Source organism: Paenarthrobacter aromaticivorans (genome assembly GCF_019038615.1).
Classification (GTDB): Bacteria; Actinomycetota; Actinomycetes; order Actinomycetales; family Micrococcaceae; genus Arthrobacter; species Arthrobacter aromaticivorans.
The window spans coordinates 246,314-255,005 of record NZ_JAHOPC010000008.1 but is presented as its reverse complement, the minus strand read 5'-3'; the positions used below and the strand labels follow the sequence as shown (position 1 = coordinate 255,005).

At 61.8% G+C, this 8,692-nt stretch carries 9 protein-coding genes; 4 read left to right on the top strand and 5 right to left on the bottom strand.

The window, feature by feature from the left end; all coding sequences use genetic code 11:
* A partial coding sequence (locus tag KSW38_RS14670) for an HNH endonuclease signature motif containing protein (protein WP_216925642.1) occupies positions 1-301 on the top strand: 301 nt, incomplete at its 5' end.
* A gap of 82 nt (positions 302-383) precedes the next feature.
* Here the strand turns inward: KSW38_RS14670 and KSW38_RS14665 are convergent.
* The 4 genes from KSW38_RS14665 to KSW38_RS14650 form a co-directional block, all read right to left on the bottom strand.
* On the bottom strand, positions 384-1,646 hold the full coding sequence (locus KSW38_RS14665; protein ID WP_216925641.1) for an RNA polymerase sigma factor: 1,263 nt from the start codon (positions 1,644-1,646) through the stop codon (positions 384-386).
* Between the two features lie 94 nt (positions 1,647-1,740).
* Entirely contained in the window at positions 1,741-2,160 is a 420-nt protein-coding gene (locus KSW38_RS14660) for a YciI family protein (protein ID WP_216925640.1), read from the bottom strand.
* 274 nt (positions 2,161-2,434) lie between these two features.
* Positions 2,435-2,998, bottom strand: coding sequence for a hypothetical protein (locus KSW38_RS14655; RefSeq protein ID WP_216925639.1), 564 nt, complete (start codon positions 2,996-2,998; stop codon positions 2,435-2,437).
* A 139-nt stretch (positions 2,999-3,137) separates the two neighbouring features.
* Complete coding sequence (locus KSW38_RS14650) at positions 3,138-4,073, bottom strand: 5'-3' exonuclease (protein ID WP_216925663.1); 936 nt, start codon at positions 4,071-4,073, stop codon at positions 3,138-3,140.
* A gap of 194 nt (positions 4,074-4,267) precedes the next feature.
* On the opposite strand from KSW38_RS14650, the gene KSW38_RS14645 reads away from it, so the two are divergent.
* Both KSW38_RS14645 and KSW38_RS14640 read left to right on the top strand, forming a co-directional pair.
* Positions 4,268-6,202, top strand: a complete 1,935-nt coding sequence (locus KSW38_RS14645; protein ID WP_216925638.1) for an FAD-binding monooxygenase — start codon at positions 4,268-4,270, stop codon at positions 6,200-6,202.
* A 276-nt stretch (positions 6,203-6,478) separates the two neighbouring features.
* Complete coding sequence (locus KSW38_RS14640) at positions 6,479-7,735, top strand: MFS transporter (protein WP_216925662.1); 1,257 nt, start codon at positions 6,479-6,481, stop codon at positions 7,733-7,735.
* Here the strand turns inward: KSW38_RS14640 and KSW38_RS14635 are convergent.
* Positions 7,723-8,307, bottom strand: a complete 585-nt coding sequence (locus tag KSW38_RS14635) for a carboxymuconolactone decarboxylase family protein (RefSeq protein ID WP_216925637.1) — start codon at positions 8,305-8,307, stop codon at positions 7,723-7,725. The two genes, KSW38_RS14640 and KSW38_RS14635, sit on opposite strands and share 13 nt — an antisense overlap.
* Before the next feature lie 160 nt (positions 8,308-8,467).
* Between KSW38_RS14635 and KSW38_RS14630 the strand changes: the two genes are divergently transcribed.
* The gene (locus KSW38_RS14630) at positions 8,468-8,686 is read left to right on the top strand and encodes a hypothetical protein (protein WP_308169381.1); all 219 of its coding nucleotides are present in this window, start codon (positions 8,468-8,470) and stop codon (positions 8,684-8,686) included.
* The last annotated feature ends 6 nt before the right edge of the window (positions 8,687-8,692 follow it).

Below are 8,692 nucleotides of genomic sequence, written 5' to 3'. Positions count from 1 at the left end.
CCGGATCTTCCCACCCCACATCCGCAAAGCCATCACCGCCCGCGACCAAGGCTGCGCCTTCCCCGACTGCACCATGCCCGCCCCCTGGTGCGAAGCCCACCACATCACCTACTGGTCACACGGAGGCACCACCTCCACCGACAACGGCACCCTGCTCTGCAGCCACCACCACCACCTCATCCACAAAGAAAACTGGACCATCACCACCACCACCGGCGTGCCCTGGTTCACCCCACCCCCACACATCGACCCCAAACAAACACCACGACGCAACCACCACCACACACCCCTCAAAACATAAAAGAGCCTCAGAACATTAGAGAACCTCCGAACATAAAGGAGCCAGCGCATATTGAGGGGCCAGGCTGCACCCGTCTGGGCGCTTACTGGCGTTTTCTGGTTTGTAAGTCCCGGATTTTCCGCTCAAGGGCCAAACGTTCAGCGCCGTTGGAGCAAAGTTCAAGAGCCTGGTGAAATGCCTCGCTCGCTTCTTCATGGCGCCCAAGCCGCGACAGCAGCTCGCCCTTGACTGCGGGCAAGAGATGCGACCCCTTGAGTTCACCCCGGGCGGCCAATTCGTCAATGAGTCCCAGTCCTGCGGCAGGGCCAGAGGCCATGGACACTGCGACGGCACGGTTCAGATCAATGATGGGCGACGGCGTGAGTCGCCCGAGCGCCTCGTACAGAACCACGATTCGATCCCAGTCTGTGTCCTCCACCGAATACGCCACCGCGTGGCATTCGGCGATGGAGGCCTGGAGCCCGTAGGCGCCGAGCCCGCGGCCGGAGCCTGCCGCCGTCGAAAGTGCTGCGCGACCGCGCCGGATTGCTGACTGGTCCCATCGACGTCGATCCTGGTCTTCCAGCAGGATCGGCTGGCCGGCCGCATTGAGCCTTGCCGGGAACCGCGCTGCTGTGAGTTCCATGAGTGCCAGCAATCCGAATGCTTCGGGCACCGGCGCCACGCGGACCAGCACCCGGGCAAGTCGACGTGCTTCACTTGCCAGCTCGGTCCGCATCCAGTTTTCTCCCCCGGAAGCGTAGGCTCCCTCGGTGAAGATCAGATAGAGGACATTCAGTACCGAACCAAGCCGCTCAGGAATTTGATCGGCTTCGGGCACTGCGAAGGGCACGCGGGCAGCGGCAAGCGTCTTCTTGGCCCGGGTAATGCGCGCCTGGATGGTTGGCACCGGGACCAGGAATGCCTTGGCGATCTCTTCCGTGGTCATGCCGCCCACAACGCGAAGCGTCATGGCAATCCGGGCTTCCCTGGACACCATGGGGTGGCAGGAAATGAACATCAGGGCCAGGACATCGTCGTCTATGGCTTGGGGGTTGAACAGCGCATCCACACCCGGTTCTTCCTCTGTGAGGTCCCGTGCCAGCAGCGCGTACTTGTTGTCCAAGGCTGCCCGCCGCCGGAAAGTATCGACGGCACGACGACGACCCGCCGTCAGGAGCCATCCCACGGGCTCGGCAGGTGCGCCGTTGACAGACCATGACACGAGGGCCTCTGCGAGTGCTTCCTGTGCGAGATCCTCTGCCAGTGGAAAGTCTCCTGTATAGCGGGCAAGGGCGCCGACGATACGTGCGGATTCGCTGCGCCACACCGCTTCGACGGCGGCCCTTGCCTCGTTGCTGCTCATGTCAGTTACTGCTCACGTCAGTTGCTGCTCATATCAGTTACCGCTCAAGTCAGTTGCTGCATGTCAGGTGCTCCCAAAGCAGTGGCCGTCTGGTCTAGAGCTGTCCGGTCTGCTCGCGCCAAGCCCGTTCCTTTTGGATCCATTCGTTGTCTTGGGGGAATTCGTCGATGCTGGTCACCCGCCGGATCTCCGTCTTGGTCCCCGCGGTCATCGGCGCACGCTTGGCCCACTCGATGGCTTCCTGCTTGGATGCAACATCCAGGATGTAGTAACCGGCAAACAGCTCCTTCGTTTCACCGTACGGACCATCAGTGACCACCGGGGTGTCGCCGGTGAAGTCGACCACGACGCTTTCCTTTGCATCTTCCAGTCCTTCAGCAGCCAGCAGCACTCCAGCGCGAATCAGTTCATCATTGAACTTGCCCATCGCTTCGAGGATTTCGTTGAAGTCGATGTTCTCGAACTTGGCGAACGACTCGTCGGTTGCCCGCATGATCAGCATGTACTTGGCCATTGCACTCAATCTCCTGTGTTGTGGAAGGTCGCCCTTCGACCCTCTCATTCATGGGTCGAACAGTGCGAGGCGAAATCGACAAACTCTCGAAAGAATTTTCCGGTTCCTTTTTGAGTGTCCTTTCGCGGCTGGGTTCAGGCCCGGAAAGGTGGCCACGGGTGGCAAGGGGCACACGAAGGATCCCCCGGAACTGTTACTGGAACTGTCCGGGGGACCCCCTCGCTACCAAATAGCGGCGTCGTGGTTCCTTTCTGCGGTTGAAGGTTGCAGGGCCCTAGCGGCCGCCTCCTCCTATGACTCCGGCTTCAACCGCTTTGGTGACGGCGTCAGCTTCGGCCTGTGTGAGCTTGCCGTCCGCCACGGCCTTGTCCAGCCGGGTCTTAAGGGCAGCGGCTCGCTTCTCCTGGGCGGCAGTACGGATTTCTTCCAGGGCGGCAGTGACCTTGGATTCGTCAACGCCCAGTGCTGAGGCCAGGGACTTGGCCAAGGCTGCTTCCTGCGCCGTTCGGTCCGGTTTGGTTCCCTCGGTGCCTTGAGTTGGTGGAGTGGTGGGCTTATTCGCTTCCCTGAAGGCCTTCAACGCGTCGGTAACCTTGGCCTGGTCCACTCCCAACTTGGCGGCAAGGTCCGCTGCGAGCTGACCGCCGTCGGGGCCGCGGAAGTGGCCTCCGGGCCTTCCGTGGCCCTGCCCGGGCGTGGTGGCATCGGCTGACGACGTTGTGCTTGGCGTCGGCGTCGGCGTCGTGGTGGCTGAAGCAACGCTGGTGACACCCAGCCCCGCGCCCAGCGCCAACGCTCCGGCTGTAATGCCAAGCGTGATTCTCTTGGTCTTTGACATGGTGCCTCTCCTCAATCCGCCGCCACTGTAACGGCTGCTGAGCCGTCCCAACGGCTGGTAACTTCCAGACGATCTGTAACATCGTCCTGTTACTACAGTGAGGCGCCCACCCAAGCCCACGCTGTTGTGAAGCTGTAAATCAGCTGTGAAGGCGTGGTTGGGCGTCCAAGGCCGCAAGCAATCGCTTGACTGAACCACCCAGGTTCCACTCCGTAGCCAAGCGCTCGAGCTCAGCGCGTGCCTCACCTGTCACGGGGCGCAGTTGGGCGCCTGCCTCCTCAAGGGTGGGCACCTTCAAGTCGCGAACCACATTGACGACGGCGGGAGCCACCTTGAGGTACCCGACCGCTGCGGAAAGTTTGGTGCGTACGGAACTGGAGAGTCCGCCGTCGGGATCCTCTGCTGCCTCCAGGAGGCCCTCAAGGGAGCCGTATTCCGCGAGCAGAGACGCGGCCGTTTTCTCGCCGATACCTGCAACGCCCGGCAGGCCGTCGGATGAATCGCCGCGCAGTGTGGCGTAGTCGGCGTACTGTTGCGGCAGCACGCGGTACTTTCCAACAACGACGACGTCGGTGATCACTTCCAGGTTCTTCATGCCTCGAGCCGTGTAGATGACGCGGACGTCCCGATCATCATCGACGAGTTGGAATAGGTCCCGATCACCCGTAACCACATCAGTGGGCAGCTGCGCCTGGCTGGCGTACGTCCCTACAACATCGTCAGCTTCATGGTCATCGATGCCCACCACAGCAATGCCCGCAAGATCCAGCACGTGGCGGATCAACGGGATCTGCGCTTCGAGAGGATCGGGAACGATTTCGACGTCGGGGCCCGCCGGCACGATTTCGGCCACCCTGTGCGCCTTGTAGCTGGGAATGAGCTCAACCCGCCATTTCGGGCGCCAGTCGTTGTCCCAGCAAGCGACCACGTGGGTGGCTTCATACTCGGTGGTGAGGCGGGCAATCATGTCCATCAGGCCGCGGACAGCGTTGACGGGTGTGCCGTCGGAGCGCCGGATGGAGTCCGGAACACCGTAGAAGGCGCGGAAATACAAGGAAGCAGTGTCCAGGAGCATGAGTCGAGGCATACCTGATCCTGACACGTCCTGCCCGGAATCACCGTGAACCTGGGCTAAACCTCGTCTGCGGGCCAGGCAAAGACTTGATCCTCAATGTGAGCCGCATTACGATTATGTGAGCGATAATAGAACAAGGTGTTCAACTATAGAACATGAAAAGATTTCAACCCACAAAGAAGTGAGGAAAGCCCGTGCAGTTCCACCACCACGGTTACGTATCCGGTGACCCTCGAGTCGAGCCGGCCGCCGGCGTCGGAATCAACCGCCCGGCAGAGCTTCCCGACGAAGTTGACGTCCTCATCGTGGGCACCGGTCCTGCAGGGATGCTGGCTGCGGCGCAACTGGCCCAGTTCCCGGATATCACGACGCGCATCATCGAGCGGCGCCCCGGGCGTCTCGCAATCGGCCAGGCCGACGGCATCCAGGCCCGCAGCGTGGAGACCTTCCAGGCGTTCGGGTTCGCCGAACGCATCACCGCGGAGGCCTACCGCATCACCGAAATGGCGTTCTGGAAGCCGGACCCCGCTGACCACTCGCGCATCGTGCGCGCGGCCCGGACAGTGGATGACCCCACCGGTATCAGTGAGTTCCCCCACCTGATCGTCAACCAAGCCCGCGTGCTGGACTACTTCGCGGAGTTCATGGCCAACTCCCCCACGCGCATGAAGCCTGACTATGGCTACGAGTTCCGCGGTCTCCAGGTGACTGGTGTTGGCGACTACCCGGTCAGTGTCACCCTTGGGCACACCACGGGACCCAACGAAGGCGGGGAGCGCACCATCCGGGCCAAGTACGTCGTCGGTGCCGATGGTGCGCGCAGCAAGGTCCGCGAGGCCATCGGGTGCCATCTCGCAGGCGACCAGGCCAACCATGCCTGGGGTGTCATGGATGTCCTGGCCGTCACTGACTTCCCGGATATCCGCACCAAATGCGCTATCCAGTCCGGTGCCGGCGGAAGCATCCTGCTGATCCCCCGCGAGGGTGGGCACTTGTTCCGCATGTATGTGGACCTTGGTGAGGTTAAACCTGAGGATCATGGCGCCGTGCGGAAAACGACCATCGAGCAGATCATCCAGAAGGCCAACGACATCCTGCACCCCTATACGCTGGATGTCCGCAACGTGGCGTGGCACAGCGTTTACGAAGTAGGCCACCGGCTTACGGACAGGTTCGACGACGTCCTGCCGGAGGAACGTGGGACGCGCACGCCGAGGGTGTTCATCACCGGCGATGCCTGCCACACGCACAGCGCAAAGGCCGGCCAGGGAATGAACGTTTCCATGCAGGATGGCTTCAACATCGGCTGGAAACTCGGGCACGTCCTGGAAGGCCGAAGCCCTGAGAGCCTGCTGGACACGTACTCCGCTGAGCGTCAAGTGGTGGCCAAGAACCTGATCGACTTCGACAAGCAGTGGTCCACCCTGATGGCCAAGAAACCCGAAGAGTTCGAAGACCCCACAGAACTTGAAAACTTCTACACCCGCACCGCCGAGTTCCCCGCCGGCTTCATGACCCAATACGCTGCGTCGATGCTTGTTGCCGAGCCCACACACCAGGAACTCGCCGCGGGCTTCCCCATCGGTAAGCGCTTCAAGTCGGCGCCGGTCCTGCGGGTCTGCGACACGAACCCGATGCACCTGGGCCACCACGCCAAGGCAGACGGGCGCTGGCGCATCTACGTCTTCGCCGATGCCGCACCGGCAGGGACCCAAGGACCTGTGGCGGACTTTGCCGAGTGGATCGCGAACTCACCGGAATCCCCGCTGGCCGCTACGCCGTCGGACGCTGACCGCGACGCGTGGTTCGACGTGAAGGTGATCTACCAGCAAGACCACACCAACGTAGACATCAACGCCGTACCCGCTGCGTTCAAGCCGACCGTTGGACCGTTCAAGCTCACCTACCTTGAGAAGGTCTTCGGCACGGACCCGACAGCAGACATCTTTGAGCTGCGCGGACTCAGCCGCGACGGCGTGGTGGTGGTCGTCCGCCCGGACCAATACGTTGCCAACGTCCTCCCCCTGACCGCGACGGCGGAACTCGGCTCGTTCTTCGCCACCGTGCATTCCGGGCAGCGGGCAAAGTCGAACGCAACCGAGGCAGATCTGGTTAGCCACCAGGCCTAAGGATGAATGCAGCTGCCGGGAGCGGGACCAGGCTCCCGGCAGCAAATTCGCAGTGGTGCCACGGCGCTCTCCCAAAGCGTCGGAGGGGTCGGGCAGAATACCCCTCATGGGGCGCCAGGATATTCCGACGGCACATGGAATGTAGCAAACGCTGACAGCCAACTCTTCCCGGGGCCGCTGGTTCCACGGGCTCTGCTCCCACAGGCTCTGGCGGAGGCCGGGCAAGGGGACGACAATGTGCTTGTGGTCACCCCTGCCAGCGCTGGCGGCGACAGCCTGAACGACGCCGCCAGAAAGATTCAACGTGTCTATCTCACGCTGACGCTGGGCAACACGGTGGCAGCTTCCTTCATCTGGGGTATCAACACGCTTTTCCTGCTTGATGCAGGCTTGAGCAACCTCGAGGCCTTCGCGGCCAACGCCTTCTTCACAGCGGGGATGGTCCTTTTCGAGGTACCCACAGGCGTCATCGCCGACGGTTGGGGCCGCCGCGCGTCATTCCTCCTTGGTACGATCACGCTGGCCGCGTCCACCTACTTGTACTACGTGCTTTGGCAGATTTCCGCACCGTTTTGGATGTGGGCAGTTGTGTCGGTGCTCCTTGGCCTGGGCTTCACGTTCTTCTCCGGAGCCGTGGAAGCCTGGCTGGTGGATGCCTTGCGCTTCTCCGGCTATGAAGGCGGCCTTGAAACCGTTCTGGGCCGCGGCCAGATGGTGCAGGGTGTGGCGATGCTGCTTGGTTCGGTGGCTGGTGGAGTGATTGCCCAAGCCACCAACCTTGGTGTTCCGTTCCTTATTCGGGTTTTCGTTCTGGTTGCCATGTTCGCCGTTGCCTTTGGGTTAATGCACGACGTCGGGTTCTCACCTGAGCGGTCCACCCACCCCCTCCGTGCCACCCGCGCGGTGCTCTCTGCCTCGATCGAGAACGGCCTGAAAAACCCGCCGGTCCGGTATGTCATGCTGGCCGCTCCCTTTAGTGCCGGCGTCGGGATCTACGTGTTTTACGCCCTGCAGCCATTCCTTCTTGACCTGTATGGCGACCCGCGGGCCTATTCCATCGCCGGTCTCGCCGCTGCAATTGTGGCTGGCTCGCAAATCCTGGGCGGCTGGCTTGCGCCGCACGCCCGGCGCTTGTTCCATAAACGAACCTCTGTGCTGATCCTTGGCGGTTTGGCAGGATTCGTGATCTTGCTGGTCCTGGGCTTCACGCGTGTCTTCTGGGTGGCCCTGGTGCTGCTGGCATTTTGGGCTGTGGTCGGATCTGCGGCAACTCCGGTCCGGCAGGCGTACGTCAATGACATGATCCCCTCGAAGCAGCGCGCCACGGTTCTGAGCTTCGATTCGCTCATGGGATCCAGCGGCGGTGTGGTGGTACAGCCGCTCCTTGGCCGTGGCGCTGACCTTTACGGCTATCCGGCGTCGCTGGCCATGGCGGGCATTATTGAGCTCATTTCGGTGCCATTCCTGCTGGCAAGCCGTAGGCAGGGGGCATCGGCGGACCGTGCCAACACCGAAGCCGTTCAGTCTCCTTGAGCCGGCAGCGGCGTCAACAAGGCGTCCTGAAGCTCCGTGGTCACTCCTGGTGGCACGTCGAGGTCTACGGCTAAGGCAAGTAGCGCGCGGCTGAAGTAGTTCCTGGCCGTGGCAGCGAGGGTGATGTCGGCAATCTCCCGGTCGCTGAAGCCCACATCGCGAAGCTGCTGCGTGTCGTCGTCGTTCATTGCAGCCGCATCGGTGCTGAGTTTGACCGCGTAGTCCATCATCGCGACTTCCTCCGGCGGCAGCCCGGCATCCCTGTAGTCCCGGGCAACAGCGAGCAACTGCTCCTCATCGATGATGGCCAACGTCTTCTTCCCATGTGCCAATCTGCAATGGGAGGACCCAATGGCCTGGGCGGCCGCAAGCGTGACAAGCTCGAAACGTCGCAGACCCAGCGATGAGACGATTGCCTTAACCAGCGACTGCCACGCCTTGTATGCCTCCGGGTTTATGCTCATGGCCTTCGTATGGCTTGGAACGTAGCCCATTGACTGCAGATCGGCTTGGTAGATTTCGGCGGTCAGACCTGTGGCTTCGGACTCGGATTGCACCTTCAGAATGGACATGGGCGCTATTCTTGCCCCCGGTCAGGGGAATGTAAATGAGGCTGCGGGTCCGTAGGAGTGACAGAGTGGGAGTTCATCGCGCAAATGTGGTGGAACCGGATAGTGAAAGCGTGGACAAGCAATGATCTCCCTTCGGCAGGATTCCCAAGGTTTCATCCGAATGAGCAGGCATTTTCCCGCCAGCGCCTCCGTGTCCATCACGTTTGCCGACGGCACCCAAAAGGTTTTCCCGGGCCAGCGGCTCAACGAGATCTTCGACGACGCTCTGGCCGCGTTCCGGGCAGGAAACAACCTCGACGCCAAGGGCTTCAAACGAGGGCCAAAAAAGAAGGTCCAGCAGGGCATCGAGTTCGTGCCCATCAGCCCTGACATGGCGTGAATTGCG

Coding starts and splice junctions, on each gene's coding strand:
- KSW38_RS14665 (WP_216925641.1), bottom strand. CDS start 1,646: ATGAGCAGCAACGAGGCAAGGGCCGCCGTCGAAGCGGTGTGGCGCAGC.
- KSW38_RS14660 (WP_216925640.1), bottom strand. CDS start 2,160: ATGGCCAAGTACATGCTGATCATGCGGGCAACCGACGAGTCGTTCGCC.
- KSW38_RS14655 (WP_216925639.1), bottom strand. CDS start 2,998: ATGTCAAAGACCAAGAGAATCACGCTTGGCATTACAGCCGGAGCGTTG.
- KSW38_RS14650 (WP_216925663.1), bottom strand. CDS start 4,073: ATGCTCCTGGACACTGCTTCCTTGTATTTCCGCGCCTTCTACGGTGTT.
- KSW38_RS14635 (WP_216925637.1), bottom strand. CDS start 8,307: ATGTCCATTCTGAAGGTGCAATCCGAGTCCGAAGCCACAGGTCTGACC.
- KSW38_RS14630 (WP_308169381.1), top strand. CDS start 8,468: ATGAGCAGGCATTTTCCCGCCAGCGCCTCCGTGTCCATCACGTTTGCC.